The organism is Candidatus Omnitrophota bacterium (assembly GCA_003598025.1).
Taxonomy (GTDB): Bacteria; Omnitrophota; Gorgyraeia; order Gygaellales; family Profunditerraquicolaceae; genus Profunditerraquicola.
Genome location: QZKH01000008.1, coordinates 1 through 17,507, shown reverse-complemented (window position 1 = coordinate 17,507; position 17,507 = coordinate 1). Strand labels below are relative to the sequence as shown.

Here is a 17,507-nt window from a genome sequence, read left to right as displayed (position 1 = left end):
AAGTATTAGTTCTACTACGCCCTAAGTAGGCTCAAGCAGGTAGGGCTTCGCAGCAACTATTGCTTCGTAGCCACACCGTATTATTAATATTTTAGTGGCTAAGAAGAAGTGCGGAGGGAGGGAGTTGAACCCTCAAGGGTTACCCCATACGCTTCTGAGACGTACGCGTATGCCAGTTCCGCCACCTCCGCATAAAAGAGTATTTTAAGTATATATTAGAGTCGGGAGGCTGTCAAATAAGAATTGCGGCTGTTTATTTTTGTTGTTATAATACAAAATTCAGAGGAGAGATATGTTTATTGAATATGCAAAAATCACCGGTTCTGCCGTAGGACAGATATTTTTGTTGGCGGCGATAGGTTTTTTTCTGGTAAAGAAGGAACTTCTTGGCAGGGAAGGGCTTAATGCATTAAGCAGGCTGGTTATCGAGGTTACTTTACCGGCTATGATATTCTGCCAATTAGTCAAAGATTTTAGCTTTAGCCTCTATGGTTATTGGTGGGTTTTTCCTTTAGCCAGTATCGCGATAACCGTTTTTGGGTTTATGTGTGCTTTGCCCTTTGCCGGGTTTTTCAAAGAAAAAGACAGTAAAATTCAATTCATAAGTTTGATAGGTTTCCAGAATTCCGGGTATTTGCCGCTGGCTCTGGTTGCGGCGATCCTTTCAGAAAATCAGCTTAACACAATGTTTATATACCTGTTCCTTTTCCTGTTGGGTTTTAACCTGCTGATGTGGTCGGTAGGCGTTTATTTGATAAATTTGACATCGTCTAAGAGATTTGATTTTGCGAGTTTATTCAGTCCGCCGGTTTTGGCAACAATAATAAGCTTAGTGCTGGTGGCAGCAGGGTTAAATAAAGCCATGCCTGAAATGCTGCTTAAGCCTTTAAATATGGTTGGCGAATGCACTTTACCGCTGGCAATGTTCGTCGTAGGGGGTAATCTTGCGCAAATAAAATTACATAAGGTATCCAAAAGGGCGGTATTTTTGGTCACATTATTGAAGTTGGTAATTATGCCTGCCCTGGGGTTATGGTTACTTATAAGTTTTAATGTCCCTAAAGTCGCCGCTTTATTGGTTTTGATACAGCTGGCAATGCCTCCGGCAACATCTTTATCAGTTATTACCAGCAGTTATAATAAAGAAGATAAGATAATAAGCCAGGGTATCTTCTTTGGGCATATTTTCAGCATAGTTAGCATACCCGTATTTTTAAGTTTGTATTTCTATTTTAGTATGATAAAATGAAAAAAGTAGTCGTTACCAACCGTAAAGCCTACAGGGACTACTCAGTGCTTGATTCTATCGAATGCGGTATAGAACTTAAAGGCTGTGAAGTAAAGTCGATCAGGGAAGGAAGGATTAACCTTGACGACAGTTTTGCCCGCCTGGATGGTTCAGAAATAATACTATATAATGCCCAGGTAAGCCCATATGAGAAGACAAGCTATTTTAACGAAGACCCTGTTAGGCCAAGGAAGCTTTTATTACACCGCAGCCAGATAGAGAAAATTGCCGCGCAGATCATGCGTAAGGGGATAACCCTTGTGCCACTAAAGGTTTATTTTACCCAGCGCGGTTTTGCCAAGATAGAACTTGCTCTTTGTAAAGGGAAAAGGCAATTCGATAAGCGAGAAGACATTAAGCGCAGAGAAACCAGTATTGAGATGCGCAGGATGATGAAAAGCCGCAGACCAAGATAATATCTTATTTTGGGTTACCACTCGTGCCATAAGGAAACATTTGGGTACTCTGGGCGATTTTTCAGGATCTAAAATATGGTAAAATCGGGGGTGACAGGTCTCGACTTAAGAGAATTGTGTATAGGTTGCATGCCGCGGATGCAAGGTCGGCCGCGTTAACAATCCTTGCAAAAATAAACGCAAACAGAGTAACATCTGAATCGGTATTTCCGATGAGAGCAGCAATGCTCCCAGCGGGTGTACCGATGAGCGCAGCCCTGCCCTGGTAAAAGGGTAGGCCTCAAGCTGATCAGCCTAAGGGTCAGCATTGAGCATTAATTAGGCTAGTTTCCTGTTGGGCCTTTGAGCAGGGAGCGAAAATTTAGAAGGCTGCTGTTTGCAGGCCCTGTCCCGGAAGGAGCTGCAAAAGTAAGATTAAATACGGGACTAAGCATGTAGTAGCTTATACGTAATTACTTAAGGACCGGGGTTCAATTCCCCGCACCTCCACCACTCGACTCGGCGCCACAGCGCCTCACTCGTGGTGGACCACCGAAAAGCTTTCGACTCGGCGCCACAGCGCCTCGCTCGTGGTGGACCACCGAAAAGCTTTCGACTCGGCGCCACAGCGCCTCACTCGTGGTGGACATATATAGTCGAGTGACCCCGAGCAAGCGACAAAGGAGCGCGTCGAGGGGCTAATATGCAAAAAATGGTATGTTTATATCGCTAGAGCAAGGACTGGCAGGTTGTATACAGGTATCACAACCGATCCTGGCAAGAGAATCAGGGTACATAATTCTGGAAGAGGATCGAAGTTTGCAATAAATCAAGGCCCTTTTGAATTAGTATATGTTTCTGATGAATTCATTAATAAAGCCAGAGCACGTAAGAGAGAAATACAGATAAAAAAATGGTCTCGTATTAAGAAGATTAATCTTGTGAATGGGATTTGGATTTAGCGGAATAAAGATGATATTTAAAAGATCAATATTACTATATACGGTTATAACTTCCTGTATTTTGACCCTTATCGGTTGCGCAACTATGCCTGTGCGGGAATCCTTCCCGATATATGACTTAAACGGGATAAATTATATTCCGTTAATTTCCTACTGTAATGCCAGGAGCCTGCAGTTAAAATACGATACTTTTTCAGGTAAGGTCACGATAAATAATAAAGACCACACAATAGAACTCAGGGTTTACGATGACATTGCATTGGTTGACCGAAGCCCGCAGAATTTAAGGCATCCTGTCCAGATTCATAACGGTACGGTAGTTGTCCCGTATAGTTTTAAAGAACAGGTCCTGGATAATTTATTTAAAACTATTCAAATTACTCCCGGCAGGTTTAACCTTGCTTCAAAGATAAAGAGAGTGGTTGTTGATGCCGGGCACGGAGGCAAAGACCCCGGGGCAATAGGCAAAAGCGGGTTAAGGGAAAAAGATGTAAATTTAGATATAGCCAGGAGGCTGGCTAATCTTTTAAAATCGGAAGGCGTGGATGTTGTTATGACGCGTTCATCCGACCGTTTTATCTCTCTTCAATCAAGAGTGGATATTGCCAATTCCTCAAAAGCCGATTTATTTATAAGCATCCATTCTAATGCAAACAGAGCAAGAAGCCTGGAAGGCTTTGAGGCTTATTATGTTTCTAGCGGAGTAAGCGATACTAAGCGCGCGCTTGCTTCGGCAAAGAGCGCTGCTTTAAATCCGGCTGATTACCATATGTTGAGTAATTCATTGAATTTGAAAGCAACTGTCTGGGATTTAATCTACACAAACAGCCGTGCTGAATCCTCGGTATTAGCAAGTTCAATATGCAGTTCCATGAGGCTCAGGATAGATGGAATAAGGGTTATCGGTACTAAATCAGCAGGTTTTTATGTGCTTAAAGGCGCAAGGATACCCGCTGTTCTGCTTGAAGTGGGTTTTGTTTCAAATTATGCTGAGGAGAGAAACCTTAAGAGCGCTTACTACCGCCAAAAAATAGCAGATGCTATAGTGATCGGGATAAAAGATTATTCAAAAGATATTGTTTTAGCCGAGGCAGATTGATGAATAAACCAATCGGGGTTTTTGATTCTGGAGTGGGCGGGCTGACTGTTGTAAAAGAAGTGATCCAGCATCTGCCGAATGAAGACATTATATATTTCGGGGATACGGCCCGGGTGCCTTATGGGATAAAGTCCCGGGAAACGGTAGCAAAACTTTCAGTAGAGAATATTCTTTTTTTACTTAAACAGGATGTAAAATTGATATGCGTTGCATGTAATACCGCTTCAAGTTTTGCCCTTCCTGTAATCAAGAGTCATTTCCGTGTCCCGGTCATCGGAGTCATCAGTCCCGGGGTAAGAGAGGCGGTCTATGCCACCAGGAACAAACGTATAGGAGTTATCGGCACGCGCGGGACTATAAACAGCCGCACTTATGAAGTAGAGATAAGACAGCTTGCGTCTAATGTCAAGGTTATCACTGCGGCTTGCCCTTTATTTGTCCCATTCGCTGAGGAGGGTTTAAGGCAGGGTAAGGTCGTAGAAGAGGTAGCTGCCAATTATCTTAAGCCTTTAAAGCAGGCAAAAGTAGATACGGTCATACTCGGATGCACGCATTATCCTTTGCTTAAACCGGTAATAAAAAAGGTCCTGGGCCCGGATGTTATATTGATTGATTCCGCAAAGCAGGTAGCCATTGAAGTCAAAGAAATGCTTGCTGCCGAGAGCCTGCTTAATAAAGCGGGCAAGAAGGGTATGCAAAGGTTTTATGTAAGCGATAATCCTGAATGGTTCAGGAGTATGGCCAGAAGCTTTTTAGGCAGGCCGGTAAGCAAAGTCATAAAAGTGGACCCGGCAGTATTCTAGTCAAGGACGGATATGTTTAGCATAAAAGTAGAAGGATATTTCAGTTCAGCGCATAACCTCAGGGCCTATTACGGCAAATGCGAAGAATTGCACGGCCATAATTGGAAAGTCGAGGTTGTCATTGCTTCAAAAACGCTGGATAAGATAGGTATGCTTATGGATTTTAAGATTATAAAAGCCGAGCTTAACCGGGTGCTTGATAAGCTCGACCATAAATATTTGAACGAAACCCCGTATTTTAAGAAAATAAACCCTACCTCTGAAAATATCGCAAAATTTATTTATGATGCACTTATCCCTAAATTCAAAAAACTAAAGTCTGTTACTGTCTGGGAGAATCATACCTGTTGTGCTACGTATGAAAGATAGAAAAAGAAGCAAGCGGGCTGTTGTGTTGTTATCCGGAGGCCTGGATTCTGCGACCACCCTTTATATAGCCAGGCGCCAGGGTTTTGAGTGTTTTTGCCTGATTTTTGATTACGGCCAGAGGCATAAAAAAGAAATAAATTCCGCAAAAATGATCGCTGCTTCCTGCGGATGTAAACTCAGGCTTATAAAAATAAGCTTGCCCTGGAAGGGTTCCAGCCTTATCGACAAGGGCGTTTCTATACCTTTAGGAAGGTTATCCGGCACAAAAGAGGCAAAACAAATTCCCTCGACTTATGTGCCGGGACGCAATATAATATTTTTAAGCTTTGCTTTATCGTTTGCGGAGGTAATCGGTGCTTCGGCAATCTTTATCGGTGCCCATTCTCAGGATTATTCAGGGTATCCTGATTGCCGTCCGCAATTTTACCGTGATTTTAAAAAGGTAATTTCAAGCGGAACTAAGGCAGGCGTTGAGGGCAGAAGGATTGATATCCGTACCCCTCTGATATTAAAGAACAAAGCCCAGATAATAAATATGGGCAAAAAGCTTAGAGTTCCTTTTCAACTCAGTTGGTCTTGCTATTACGGTGGCCTTAAGCCTTGCGGAAAATGCGATAGTTGTCATTTCCGGGAGAAGGGTTTTCAAGAGGCGGGCCTTAAGGATCCTTTGCTAGCTTAAATAGCTATGAGCCAAAAAGGTAAGATCAGCGAAGTCTTCGCAAGCTATCAGGGCGAAGGGATTTATCTGGGCCAGAAGCAGATATTCGTAAGGTTCTACGGCTGCAACCTGAGCTGCAGTTATTGTGACACGAAGTTAGATTCGTACTTTGAATATGAACCCGAAGAATTACTGAAAGAGATAAAACTATATTCAGAGGATTCACATTCCGTTTCTTTTACCGGAGGTGAGCCGCTGTTCCAGGTGGATTTCTTAAACGATATCCTGCAGCTCACGCACAGGGAACACTTCAAGAATTACCTTGAAACCAACGGGACACTCCCCGAAGCGCTGGCTAAGGTGATCAGTTTCGTGGATATAATAGCAATGGATTTGAAATTACCCAGCTCGACAGGCTTGCCAGGGTTTTGGGATCAGCACGAGAAATTTCTTGAGATCGCAAGCGATAAGGAAGTGTTTATAAAAGCAGTCATCTGTTCGCAGACTGATGAGAAAGACCTGGTCAGGGGGATTTCGATTATAAAAAAAGTCTGCAAGGATTCAATTTTTATTTTACAGCCGAATGCCTTTGAGGACAGAAACATGCTTGAGAGCAAATTACATTATTTTAAGGATATCTGCATAGCGGAGAATGTCTGTGCCTGTATCATTCCGCAATTACACAAAATCATAGGCTTAAAATGAAGCGTAAATCAAGTTACGAAGGCCTGCAATCAGCAGTGCGAAAATTAAGGACTCCGAAAATAGAAGTATGGAGAAATCAGTATCCGGATAGAGAATATAGTATTTCTATGGACATCCCGGAGTTTACCTGTATCTGTCCAAAAACCGGGTTACCGGATTTTGCCGATATCAAAATAGAATATTCCCCTAATAAGTATTGCATAGAATTAAAATCTTTCAAACTTTATACGATATCTTTTCGCAATGTAGGTATATTCCATGAGCATGTAATAAACCGGATATTGGATGATTTGGTTATTGCCTGCTCTCCGCGCTGGATGAAGATTACGGGTGTATTTAACCCGCGGGGCGGGATAACTACGACCGTATCTAGAGAATACACCGAATAATGAGAAATATAAGTTTAAAACAAATAATCGATGCAGCCTCGAAAATCAGCATAAAGGCAAATTTTAACCTGCGTCCCGATGTATTGATAAGCCTGAAACGCGCCTATGTCAAAGAAAAGAATAAAAAAGCGAGAAGATTTTTCCGCGCCATTATTGATAACGCGGCCGTGGCCAGAAAAGAAAAATTAGCCATATGCCAGGATACCGGGCTGCCTTGCGTATTTGTTGAAATAGGCAGTAATGTCCGCGTTAACGGGGATATAAAAAAGGCAATAATAAACGGGGTAGAAAAAGGGTATAAAGAAGCATATCTGAGGAATTCGATTGTCAGTGACCCCTTAAAACGCACTAAATCAGCTTATTCTCCCGCAGTCATCCATCTTGATAGCGTAAAAGGAAATAAGATAAAGATCAGTCTTTTAGCAAAAGGTTTCGGCTGTGAAAATAAAACCCAGCTTAAAATGTTTAAACCGACTGCAAGCGTTGAGGAGATTAAAAAGTTCGTAGTGGAAGCGGTAAAGCTGGCCGGGGCTGATGCCTGCCCGCCTTACGTTGTAGGGATAGGGATCGGCGGCACTGCAGATTATGCATGTTTCTTGGCCAAGAAAGCACTTCTAAAGAAAATTTATACGCGATACTCGATACGCGATACTCGATACGCAAGCCTGGAAAATGATTTATTAAAGCAGATAAATAAACTCAATATCGGCCCAATGGGCTTAGGGGGCAGAACAACGGTCCTGGGAGTTAATATATTAACCTACCCAACACATATAGCTGGCCTTCCTGTCGCAGTTAATATCAACTGCCATGCATTAAGAAGTGTTAGTATAACAATATAATATAATTATGAAATCTCTTAATACACCACTAACAAAAAAAGATATTGCCGGATTAAAATCTGCCGAGGAAGTTTTATTCTCGGGGTTAATTTATACTGCCAGAGACCAGGCGCACAAACGGCTGGTTTACGCTTTAGAATCAGGCAAAGAACTCCCTATGGAATTAAAAGGCCAGGTTATATATTATTGCGGCCCTACCCCTAAACCTAAGTCAAAAATAATAGGCTCATGCGGCCCGACAACGAGCTCAAGGATGGATGCCTTTACCCCTGCTTTACTTAAAGCCGGCCTGCTTGGGATGATAGGTAAGGGTGGTCGTTCGAAAGAAGTAATTATGGCGATCAAGAGAGAGAAGGCGGTTTACTTTCTTACATATGCAGGGTGCGCGGCGTTATTATCACAATATGTCAAAAGCTGCAAGCTTGTCGCTTATCCCGATTTAGGACCGGAGGCGATTTATGCCCTCAGGGTGAAAGACTTTCCTCTAATCGTAGGTATTGATTCAACCGGAAGGAGTGTTTATGATAAGGATTGATGGCAGAGGGTTCGAGGATTTAAGGAAGGTTAATATTACGAGGAATTATATTAAGTACGCCGAAGGCTCATGCCTTATTGAATTAGGGAATACCAAGGTCATCTGTACAGCTTCGGTTGATGAAAATGTCCCTTTATTTTTAAAAGGCAATGCTATGGGTTGGGTGACTGCAGAATATGGCATGCTCCCAAGGTCCTGTGCTCAACGGGTACCCAGAGGGAAAGACTCAGGAAGGACGCATGAGATACAGAGGCTTGTGGGAAGGTCGCTGCGTACTATCACTGATTTAAAATCTTTAGGCGAGCGCACTATCTGGATAGACTGCGATGTCATACAGGCAGACGGAGGCACACGCACTGCTTCTATAACCGGTAGTTTCATCGCCCTGGTAGATGCGTTAGATAAAATAAAAGATAAGGGGTTGATAAGGAATATCCCGATAAAAGATTTTGTGGCAGCTACAAGCGTCGGGATAGTTGAGAAAGAGATGATCCTGGATTTAGCTTACGAAGAGGATTCGCGCGCCGAAGTAGACATGAATGTAGTCATGGTCGGTAAGGGTGATTTTATTGAAATCCAGGGGACAGCCGAAAGAAAACCTTTTAGTAAGGCGCAATTGGACCGTATGCTCGACCTTGCAAAGAGCGGGATATTGAAATTGATAGAGGTGCAGAAGAAACAGCTTAAGTCGGTGCTGGATATAGCTTAAACGCCATGAATTTGAAAGCCAAGCAAGAACTTGTAGTCGCAACGAAAAATATTAAGAAGTTTAAGGAGATAAAGGATATTTTAAGGGGAGTTGATATAAAAATATCATCCTTAGCTGAATATCCCGATGCTCCCAGAATAATCGAAAACGGTAAGAGCTTCGAAGAAAACGCAGCCAAAAAAGCGCTGAAGATCGCCAGGTTTACCGGAAAACTTACCCTGGGTGAAGATTCCGGGCTGTGTGTAGATGTTTTAAACGGTGAGCCGGGGATACGTTCATCCCGCTTCTCAGGAAAAGATAAAAACGATAAAAAGAATAATCTTAAACTCTTAAAATTACTCCAGGGGTTATCCCCCGATAAGAGAAGAGCGCATTACTATTGTGCTGTTGCTTTGGCAGATAAGGAAGGCATAATCGGTATTACAAACGGCAAATGCCATGGCATAATCGGTTATTCAGAGAAGGGTAAGTGCGGCTTCGGATATGACCCGCTTTTTATTATTCCTAAATACAAAAAAACTTTTGGCCAGTTGGGTGAGGTTATTAAGCACAAGATGAGCCACAGGTTTAAAGCTCTCCATAAGGCAAAGCGCCTGATTATTACTTACCTTTCAAAAAATCCTTAATATTTTTTATTATATCTACCGGCATAGGGACGACCTTGTATTTGGGGTCTTTTATTGTACCGGTTATTTTTATGGCCATGGATTTGCGAAGTTGGCCCCATACTGCGGTGACAAATTTTCTCACATCCGCAGAATCTTTGATGACCTCTTCGTTGAAATTGGTAAGAACTGATATATCCAGCGCGCCGTCAAAGCCGACTTTACCTGTGCATTCAAGATTAAGCTGTTTGCTTTTTAGCGTGCAATTGTTAGTCGATATGTTTTTATCGGCTATCTCAAATTGGGCGGTTGCTTCTTCAAAGACGATCTTGGCAAAATCAGGCATAAGAAAGAGGTCGCCTATGCCTTTAAAAAGCTTCCATTCCCAGAGCCTGCCTTTCTGTACCGTAATATTAGCCAGGCCCTTAAAAGTCTCCGGCTTTCCTAATGCGCCGTAAAGATCGGCATCAAGGTTTAATATACCCTGCAAGTTTTTATTTTTTAAATCAGCGTCGTTTTTTACCAGGGATAAGTCAATACCTTGCGACCTTAATTTTAAGGCGAATTCATTGGCATTTACAGTATCCAGGACAAATGAGGCATTAATATTTCCTGAATAAGCCTTTGTCCGTAAATCAGGTATATCTATGAGCCCGTTCTTTTGAGTCAGGCTAAATGAGGTATCGGTAAATTTAAGATTATATGCAGATAACATATCTGAGTCGCATTTTAATACCGCATTTAATGATTTTAAGTCCTCGGTTCTTCCGGATACATGTCCTGCAGCATTCAGTTTCCCCGAGATTTTAAGGCTGTTTATTTTATCGGAAACTTCTTTTGGCAGGAGGGGCAGAATATCCTTTGTTTCCAGATTTGATTTTAAAGTGAGCATTAAACCCAAAGAAGCAGGATTTTGGAAATCTACATCACCGTTAATAGTTACCCGAGAATCTCCGGATTTAGCAAAAAGTTCTTTTATGGAAGCGATTTTGTTGTTTACCTGGATATCAGATTTTATTTCCAGTATATCGGAATTAACGTTAAATAATATTTTGGGAGATTTAAATCCGGTAAGCTCTCCTATCGAGGAGTAATCTTTGTTGTTGTAATTAAAGCGGAGATTATCCCATTTTAGATTGTCTGCGCCTATGCTGATTTTACCGGTTATGGCGTTAATACCTTCTTTTATAGCTTCAATTTTAAACTTGGCATCGCTGATATTTATGTCTGCAGTAAGGCCATTAGGCAGTCCATCAACCGGGCCGTCTATGTTAAGGTTGATTTTTGCGTTACCGCTTATATTTATACCTTTCATGGAAGGCAGAAGCGGGGCTATTCTTTCTAGTTTTATCTGTTCTGAGGCTAACTGTAATTTCAATTTAGGTTGGGCATAATCGGTTATCGTGCCTTTGGCGTTAAATTCTGAATCCAGGCATTTAAATTTTAAATCTTTAAAGTTAGCGCTGTTTTTAGCTATCTCCAATTCTCCTACCAGGTTTTCAATTTTTTCGATGAGTTTTATGCCTGAGACCTTGCCGCGGATGACTTTGATACCTGCATTATAATCAAACTCTTTATTTTCTATATTATATTTAGCGCTTCCTTTTGCATCAGTATCCGTAGAAGCAATGATATAATCCTGGGCCTTGAGTTCCAGGTCTTTTGCGGATGCCGTATAATTTAAATCAAGCGATTTATCTTTATAGCTAGCCTTTAATTTTGCAGAAACAATATGGCCTGAATTTAGTTTAACCGGCAGCATCTGGTTTAAGTATATTGCAAAGTCGTTGTAGGCAAGATTGATGATTTCAATATCTGCTTTTCCTTCCTGAGAAGAGGCATTATATTCACCCTTAAGAAGCAGTTTTGCGGAGTTCTCATTTTCCTTAGGGATCCTGGCCTGGCCGATAAAAGATATGGAAGTAGGCAGCTTAAGGCTTAGGCCAAGGCTTAATTCCTGAAAAGTCTTTTTATATGGAGGGGCTAAATGATCGTCTGTGAATTCACATGCGCCTGAAAATATGTTTATCTTATATACAATTACTGAAAATTTACTTTTTCCTGCTTTGGCATTGCTTTGGACCTTGGATATTATATTGGATATGTTAAGTGTGCTATCCTTTTTGTAACGCAGGGTAAGAGAGGGTGAATTTATATGGATTACAGGTATTATGAATTTGCGCTCTTTTATGAGAGGTAGAAAAAAGAAATTAAAACTTACTTCTTTGACCTTAAGTATAGCTGCAGTATTTACCTCATTGTCCTGGTAAAAGATAAGCCCCTGGATTATTATGCCTTTAAATGGGTTATATTTCAGCTTTTCGATGTCTACTTTGCAGCCAACTGCTTCGCTTAAACCCTGGATGACCCTTGCTTTAATTTTGGTGGGGATGAGGACATTGTTAAGATATAACATAAATACTGAGAAGAGGATAAGTAAGATAAAGCTGATTATAAGGAAGGTTTTTCTCATCGCTTTATTAGTCTACTCTAAAACTTTGCAATTGAAAAGATTTATTTACATGATATAATTTAGAAGCTAAGCGGTATTTATGAAGGTTATAATTTTGTGTGGGATGGTTTGCCAAACACAGGTTTTGCAAAATACGGGAAGTGGCTCAGTTTGGCTAGAGCGCCTGCTTTGGGAGCAGGAGGCCGGCGGTTCAAGTCCGCCCTTCCCGATTAGTCTCCAGCTTTGACAAATTGGGACTAACCCCGAGCAATACTTTTTTATATTTTGTGTCGAGGGGTGAAACTGGAAGTTCTGTGATATGAGAGCGTAGGCGGTTTCCCTCAGCTCAGAATGCTTCTCATGAGAGCTTCGGGATTTCGCCGCAAAATAAAAAGGAAGAGCGGCTTACAAGTCCGCCCTTCCCGATTAGTCTCCAGCTTTGACAAATTGGGACTAACCCCGAGCAATACTTTTTTATATTTTGTTCGAGGGGTGGCCGTTGATTTGCCGGGAATGCTTAGCTTTCTAATAATGTCTCTCTAAAAGGAGGGGTAAATGCATAGAGTCAGGATATCTCTTATAGTTTCAATACTGTTTTTATTTACGAGCCCATCTTTTGCAGGCGACCTTATGGATAAAGAGGCTATTGATCACTATAATGAGGCAGTTAAAGCTCAGAGAGCAAATAATTTCTCCGCCGCCGATGCCTTGCTGCAGAAAAGCCTGCTGCTTCATCCAAACAACCCAAAATATTTCACCGCATTTATGAATAACAGGGGGATAGTGCTTGCTAAACAGGGCAATATTAAGGACGCGGAGGTCGCTTTTAAGGAGGCCCTTAAGGTTGACCCGGATTATGCCCCTACCAAGGTAAATCTTGGTCTTTTGTATGATGCCACTAAAAGTAAGGCCGAAGCAATAGAGTACTGGTACGACGCCCTGGATGTTGAAGAAAACAAGCCCAGGAATTTTGTTTTTGAAGATAGGCTTATAGAGGCTGAGAAATAAACTCGTCTTACCGAAGGCATGCTTTGCAGATCCTACACTAATCGTCCGTATAATAAATACAGATTATGAGTATTTGGGATCTTGTATTTTAAAACCAAATTAATGCGCCTGTAGCTCAGTTGGATAGAGCAATTGCCTTCTAAGCAATGGGCCGGCTGTTCGAATCAGCCCAGGCGCACGATCTCTGAGAATTTTGAGTATTGTCGAGAGAGTCCCAAGTTACCATTCTTTATTGTTTTGTAACAAGGGCTGCATATGTGCTACCTGTTCTCCCTCGCAACCATGCATTATGAAGTTGCTCGGGATAAATTCAGCCAGCAACTTACTCACACTGACGTGTTCGTAAATTGCGGCTTCATTTAGAATCAGCCCAGGCGCACGATAACACAGTAAAAGGATTGAATTAGATGTTTACTAAGACCGGTAAAAGAATAATTTTAATTAGCCTGCTGCTTCTTTTAGTAGCATTCATCAGCTTGCATGTGTTCATTAATATCTTTGGCCGTACGCTACTGACCAAGAAATTACAAGAGTCATTTAATCAGGAGGTTAAGATCGGCTCCTTAAGGACTGCATTTCCCGCGACAATACAGATTAAAGACCTTGAAGTCGGGCGTATTTTTACAATAAATGAGATTTTGATATCCGGAGGCTCTTTTGATCTACTGCGCAGAAGCATATCTATCAGGATTCTTAAATTAGATCAGCCTGTAGTCAATGTTAAAAAAGAAGTCATTAAGCCTGCAGCCGGAAAATTATTCCAGGAAGAAAACAAAGAGCTTGTCAGCGATTCAACGCCGGCTATTTCAGGCGGTTCGAAGAACATCGTTATCCCGCCTCTTATTATAAGAAGGCTTGTCATAAACGACGGTATTTTTAATTTTATCGACAGGACCAAGGGCGATTCGGAGATAATAATAAGGGCTGAAAATGTTAATGTGAGAGTCGATAACCTTACCACCCTTCCTATAAAAAGGGTGATCACTGACTTCGATATCTCAGGCAAGATCCCCTGGCGCCAGGAAGCAGAGACCGGCAGTTTCAATATGGAAGGATGGATAAACCGCAGGAAAAAAGATATCCAGGCGACTATCAAGATCAAAGATATTGACGGGGTTTACCTTTATCCGTATTATTCGCAGTGGGTGGATTTAGAGAAGGCGCGTATAGAAAAAGCAAAGCTGAATTTTACAAGTGAAATACAGGGTTTAAATAATGATGTCACTGCCCATTGCAGGGTAGAGCTTACCGATATCGTGCGTAAACCCAGGCCTGAAGATGAACCGCAGGGTAAAGAAGAGCGTATCGCTGATGTCGTGCTGGGGATTTTTAAGGCCTTAAACCAGGGGAATATTGTATTAGATTTTACTATCAAGACCAAGATGGATAATCCGCAGTTTGGTTTTTCCGATATAAAGATGGCAGTGCAAAATAAATTAACAGAAGCAACAAAGGGAAACGGCTTTGGTATAAAGGATTTAATCGGGCTGCCCGAGAAGCTCCTTGCCGGGACAGTAAAAGGCGCATCTGATCTTGCTAGGGCAGTTATAGACGGTTCTTTTGCCGTAGGCAATGAGTTTAAAAAGGCAGTTGAAGGTTCTTTTCATAAAGAAGAAAACTGATGCCGCGTAGCAAAAAAGATAAATGGTGTGTTTATATTCTTGAGTGCAAAGACGGCTCTTTATATACCGGGATTACCAAAGACTTAGAGAAGCGAATAAATCAGCATAACCGCGGGGCAGGTTGCCGCTATACAAAATACCGTTTTCCGGTTAGAATGTTATATAATGAGTCTTGTTTTTCCAGGCCGGATGCGCTAAAAAGAGAAGCAGAGATAAAGAGCTGGGAGAGAAATAAAAAGTTAAGATTTATCGCAGATGGTTAGAACGAATGACTATGGACTAGTCAGTAATATTGACATTCTTCGATTTTCTGATAGAATTCCATTATGCCCATTAAAAAATGCAAGATCTGCGGTAAGGAATTCTATGTAAAACCCTTCCATATTAGAAAAGGATGGGGAAAGCACTGTTCTATAAAATGCAGGACTAAAGCTCAGCTTAAAGGTAGGATGGTTGAGTGTGCATATTGCGGTAAGGAAATTTGGAGAACGCCTAAAGACTTTAAGAGGTCGAAGCGTAATAAATTCTTCTGTAGTGTGGCTTGTCATTGTTCTTGGGAAAATAAGAATGTTCGCTGTGGTATTAATGCTCCAAATTGGATTTCCGGAGAAAATGTTTACCGCGATTTAATGGACAGAAACAATATCCCGTATAAGTGCGCAAGATGCGGGATTTCTGATAAAAGAGTGCTGGTTGTCCATCATAAAGATGGCAATCGCAGGAATAACGATATTAAAAATTTAGAGCGCATTTGTTGTAATTGTCACGCTATTTTACATAGTCACTAATTAATGGTGGGCGTAGCTCAACTGGTTAGAGCGTCAGACTGTGGCTCTGAAGGTTTTGCGGGTTCGATCCCCGTCGCCCACCCCAAATGTTACCCTCATACGAACACAGGCTCAAACGAGCCACAACGTATGAGGGTTTTTCTTTTTCAGAGGCAGAAAGAAGCGTAAGTATCTTAAAAATGGCTGATTTTATGAAATATCTGCAGAAATATGCGGATATTCAGCCACGAACTTATTGGTATGAAACCCCCTTCTATAGAATTTTCCAGAACGCCCGGCAAAGGTTTTGCCTAGGGAATCGCCCTGAAGACCTAGAGCACATAGTTACAATCGAAAAAAGAGCCTGGGAAAGACATTTAACTCACCTCAATCGTTTAGAACGTTTTCCACTTGATAAAGCTGAATATTACATAAACCTGAAAGAGTCTCACGGCGTTAATAGCATTAGGGCGCTGGGCAATCTTACGGGTGAAGATTGGTCGTACATTGCTAAAATCTTGAGAACTCTGGAACTTCCAGCACCGATCAAAGATTTCCTGCGAAACAATAAGAATAACCCAGACATTATTCAGTTTTTCCATTTACGTAAACTACTTGATATTGTGCGGCAAGGTGAAGAACGTCTGCAATTGAGCAGATTTAGAGAACTTATGCAAGAATTTGAGGAGAACAGTTTAGGAGTGCTGACAGAATGATTTCCACAGGCATATCGCCCACAGAAGCAGCTTTTGAGGTTATTGGTTTGGTTAACGCCAAATCAATAATGGATTTCCTCTTTTTCGAAACCAAAATAGGCTTAGCTGTCTTCTTGATAGGTTTTTTGACCGCTTTGTGGAGATCCGTTAAAGAAACGGATTTTTCGATTCTCTGGGGTTATTTGTTTATGTTTTGTGTCCTTTTATTTATCTTTATTAAGCCTATGGTCAGTCTTGAAAATGCCACTTCCACCATGGAAGTAGCCGGCTGGAAGGGTACAAGCACCCAGGATAGCCTCAAAGAGGCCTTTATTGACTCAGGAAAAGCCCGTACAGGCTCTTTAGGCCTTGTTTCGATAAGTCAGGGCTTCAATTCAATTGTTTTTGGCACAGTCAGCGCCATTGCTAAGGTAACTAAGACACAGGACTTCAATTATCTTAAAAATCCCTTTATTGTAAATAAAGTTTCTTTGCATTTACATGATTTTAGCGCTGATGGGATAACCAAAGATAAGGCATTAAGAAGGGATATCCGGGATTTCCTAAAAAATGATTATCCTCAGACTTTAGGGAGGATGAGCCAAGGCAGACAGCAGGGGCCTCTGCAGATTACCGGTAAATGGTGGCCCGGAGACAGCGAAGTAGTGGCAAATTATGATCAGGAACAAAAGATAAGATGGGGGGCTCTTGAAGCAAGGTTAAGCAAGTACATTGATGATGAGAGAAGCAGATTAGATCCGGCAGGGCAATTTACAGCCATGCTTACTGACCGGAAAACATTAGAGATTAAACTCCTCAGTGGAGAGATGCAAAAGACGGCAACAGAATTAGCGTTTAACGTGTCTGGCTATGGATTGAACCAGCAAGCTCTACAGGGGAGCTGGAATCTAAGAAAAATATTGGGAGGAAGCTTGGCATATCTTGGTTCTTTTGTGGGGCAGTTGTTATCAACCACTTTATCCGAGTTTATGATTAAGGCTTTGCCTTACTTACAGGGATATGCGGTAATGATTATTTACAGCCTGTTCCCGTTTACTTTATTGCTCTGTCTTTTATTCGGGACATATAGCATTTTAAAAGAGTATTTTATATATCTTTTTTGGGTCAAATCCTGGGTCATTGTCTGGGCGTTAATTCACTACGCATCTATCTATATGTTCACCCTGCAGTCAAGCCTTAATTCAGGTACCACTAATTGGTTCATTGAAAAGCCCTATTTTAATACGGTGACAGGGGTGCTTCTAGTAATGTCTCCAGGAATAGCTTGGTTTATGACTAAGGGGATATTAACCGGCATAGGTGAAGCCGCGACAGCATTGACTCTTCATGCGGATAAGGGAGTGGGTAAAGTAGGTTCTAAGATAGGGGTTTAGATGATCAAATTAACTCATAAATTAATTCCTGAAAAATTAGTAGCAAGGTACGAATTACCTGATTTTGAATGCATGAATTATTTTACGAATTATATTTTGGGTATGTTTATTACCCCCAAGCACTTAACGCTCGCGGCGGGCGGTGGCCTAAGAGGCACCTTTTTCAACAACCCCCTCGAAGGCTACCGCACGCCCGTCCCAAACAAAACC

The 17,507-nt window shown here is 41.6% G+C and carries 20 protein-coding genes, 4 tRNA genes and 1 other RNA gene; 23 read left to right on the top strand and 2 right to left on the bottom strand.

All coding sequences use genetic code 11. The features are described from left to right. Positions 1 to 109: 109 nt before the first annotated feature. Positions 110 to 191, bottom strand: a tRNA-Leu gene (locus C4533_07370). 101 nt (positions 192 to 292) lie between these two features. On the opposite strand from C4533_07370, the gene C4533_07365 reads away from it, so the two are divergent. The 14 genes from C4533_07365 (at position 293) to rdgB (ending at position 9,380) form a co-directional block, all read left to right on the top strand. Next, positions 293 to 1,249 (top strand): hypothetical protein, encoded by a 957-nt coding sequence (locus C4533_07365; protein ID RJP27634.1) that lies wholly within the window; start codon positions 293 to 295, stop codon positions 1,247 to 1,249. Then, complete coding sequence (gene smpB, locus C4533_07360) at positions 1,246 to 1,704, top strand: SsrA-binding protein SmpB (GenBank protein RJP27633.1); 459 nt, start codon at positions 1,246 to 1,248, stop codon at positions 1,702 to 1,704. The genes C4533_07365 and smpB overlap by 4 nt, the downstream gene beginning before the upstream one ends. Positions 1,705 to 1,790: 86 nt before the next feature. After that, positions 1,791 to 2,196: a transfer-messenger RNA gene (gene ssrA / locus C4533_07355) on the top strand. A gap of 188 nt (positions 2,197 to 2,384) precedes the next feature. After that, positions 2,385 to 2,645 carry a GIY-YIG nuclease family protein gene (locus tag C4533_07350; protein RJP27632.1) on the top strand — a complete coding sequence of 87 codons (261 nt, stop codon included), beginning with the start codon at positions 2,385 to 2,387 and terminating at the stop codon, positions 2,643 to 2,645. After that, positions 2,629 to 3,744 (top strand): hypothetical protein, encoded by a 1,116-nt coding sequence (locus tag C4533_07345; protein ID RJP27631.1) that lies wholly within the window; start codon positions 2,629 to 2,631, stop codon positions 3,742 to 3,744. Before C4533_07350 ends, C4533_07345 begins: the two co-directional genes overlap by 17 nt. Continuing rightward, positions 3,741 to 4,547: a glutamate racemase gene (locus C4533_07340; GenBank protein RJP27630.1), complete on the top strand. Its 807-nt coding sequence runs from the start codon at positions 3,741 to 3,743 to the stop codon at positions 4,545 to 4,547. The genes C4533_07345 and C4533_07340 overlap by 4 nt, the downstream gene beginning before the upstream one ends. Before the next feature lie 12 nt (positions 4,548 to 4,559). Beyond that, positions 4,560 to 4,916: a 6-carboxytetrahydropterin synthase QueD gene (queD, locus tag C4533_07335; protein RJP27629.1), complete on the top strand. Its 357-nt coding sequence runs from the start codon at positions 4,560 to 4,562 to the stop codon at positions 4,914 to 4,916. After that, complete coding sequence (gene queC, locus C4533_07330) at positions 4,906 to 5,595, top strand: 7-cyano-7-deazaguanine synthase QueC (protein RJP27628.1); 690 nt, start codon at positions 4,906 to 4,908, stop codon at positions 5,593 to 5,595. The genes queD and queC overlap by 11 nt, the downstream gene beginning before the upstream one ends. A 6-nt stretch (positions 5,596 to 5,601) precedes the next feature. After that, complete coding sequence (locus tag C4533_07325; protein ID RJP27627.1) at positions 5,602 to 6,279, top strand: 7-carboxy-7-deazaguanine synthase QueE; 678 nt, start codon at positions 5,602 to 5,604, stop codon at positions 6,277 to 6,279. After that, positions 6,276 to 6,668 (top strand): NADPH-dependent 7-cyano-7-deazaguanine reductase QueF, encoded by a 393-nt coding sequence (gene queF, locus C4533_07320; protein ID RJP27626.1) that lies wholly within the window; start codon positions 6,276 to 6,278, stop codon positions 6,666 to 6,668. The genes C4533_07325 and queF overlap by 4 nt, the downstream gene beginning before the upstream one ends. After that, a complete protein-coding gene (locus C4533_07315) occupies positions 6,668 to 7,510 on the top strand; it encodes a fumarate hydratase (GenBank protein ID RJP27625.1) in 843 nt (280 codons plus the stop codon). The genes queF and C4533_07315 overlap by 1 nt, the downstream gene beginning before the upstream one ends. Positions 7,511 to 7,514: 4 nt before the next feature. Beyond that, on the top strand, positions 7,515 to 8,045 hold the full coding sequence (locus tag C4533_07310) for a TRZ/ATZ family protein (GenBank protein ID RJP27624.1): 531 nt from the start codon (positions 7,515 to 7,517) through the stop codon (positions 8,043 to 8,045). After that, on the top strand, positions 8,032 to 8,754 hold the full coding sequence (locus tag C4533_07305) for a ribonuclease PH (GenBank protein RJP27623.1): 723 nt from the start codon (positions 8,032 to 8,034) through the stop codon (positions 8,752 to 8,754). Before C4533_07310 ends, C4533_07305 begins: the two co-directional genes overlap by 14 nt. Positions 8,755 to 8,759: 5 nt before the next feature. Continuing rightward, positions 8,760 to 9,380 carry an RdgB/HAM1 family non-canonical purine NTP pyrophosphatase gene (gene rdgB, locus C4533_07300; GenBank protein RJP27622.1) on the top strand — a complete coding sequence of 207 codons (621 nt, stop codon included), beginning with the start codon at positions 8,760 to 8,762 and terminating at the stop codon, positions 9,378 to 9,380. On the opposite strand, the gene C4533_07295 is transcribed toward rdgB, so the two are convergent. Then, entirely contained in the window at positions 9,355 to 11,832 is a 2,478-nt protein-coding gene (locus C4533_07295) for a DUF748 domain-containing protein (protein ID RJP27621.1), read from the bottom strand. The two genes, rdgB and C4533_07295, sit on opposite strands and share 26 nt — an antisense overlap. A 134-nt stretch (positions 11,833 to 11,966) precedes the next feature. Between C4533_07295 and C4533_07290 the strand changes: the two genes are divergently transcribed. The 9 genes from C4533_07290 to C4533_07250 form a co-directional block, all read left to right on the top strand. After that, positions 11,967 to 12,041: transfer RNA gene (locus C4533_07290), tRNA-Pro, on the top strand. A gap of 325 nt (positions 12,042 to 12,366) precedes the next feature. Next, on the top strand, positions 12,367 to 12,819 hold the full coding sequence (locus C4533_07285; protein RJP27620.1) for a tetratricopeptide repeat protein: 453 nt from the start codon (positions 12,367 to 12,369) through the stop codon (positions 12,817 to 12,819). 104 nt (positions 12,820 to 12,923) lie between these two features. Then, a tRNA-Arg gene (locus tag C4533_07280) sits at positions 12,924 to 13,000 on the top strand. A 226-nt stretch (positions 13,001 to 13,226) separates the two neighbouring features. After that, a complete protein-coding gene (locus tag C4533_07275; protein RJP27619.1) occupies positions 13,227 to 14,441 on the top strand; it encodes a DUF748 domain-containing protein in 1,215 nt (404 codons plus the stop codon). Continuing rightward, positions 14,441 to 14,704 (top strand): GIY-YIG nuclease family protein, encoded by a 264-nt coding sequence (locus C4533_07270; protein RJP27618.1) that lies wholly within the window; start codon positions 14,441 to 14,443, stop codon positions 14,702 to 14,704. Before C4533_07275 ends, C4533_07270 begins: the two co-directional genes overlap by 1 nt. Positions 14,705 to 15,235: 531 nt before the next feature. Then, positions 15,236 to 15,314 (top strand) — tRNA-His (locus C4533_07265). 94 nt (positions 15,315 to 15,408) lie between these two features. Continuing rightward, positions 15,409 to 15,924 carry a hypothetical protein gene (locus tag C4533_07260; GenBank protein ID RJP27617.1) on the top strand — a complete coding sequence of 172 codons (516 nt, stop codon included), beginning with the start codon at positions 15,409 to 15,411 and terminating at the stop codon, positions 15,922 to 15,924. Then, positions 15,921 to 17,297 carry a hypothetical protein gene (locus C4533_07255; GenBank protein RJP27616.1) on the top strand — a complete coding sequence of 459 codons (1,377 nt, stop codon included), beginning with the start codon at positions 15,921 to 15,923 and terminating at the stop codon, positions 17,295 to 17,297. The genes C4533_07260 and C4533_07255 overlap by 4 nt, the downstream gene beginning before the upstream one ends. Continuing rightward, a partial coding sequence (locus C4533_07250) for a hypothetical protein (protein ID RJP27615.1) occupies positions 17,298 to 17,507 on the top strand: 210 nt, incomplete at its 3' end.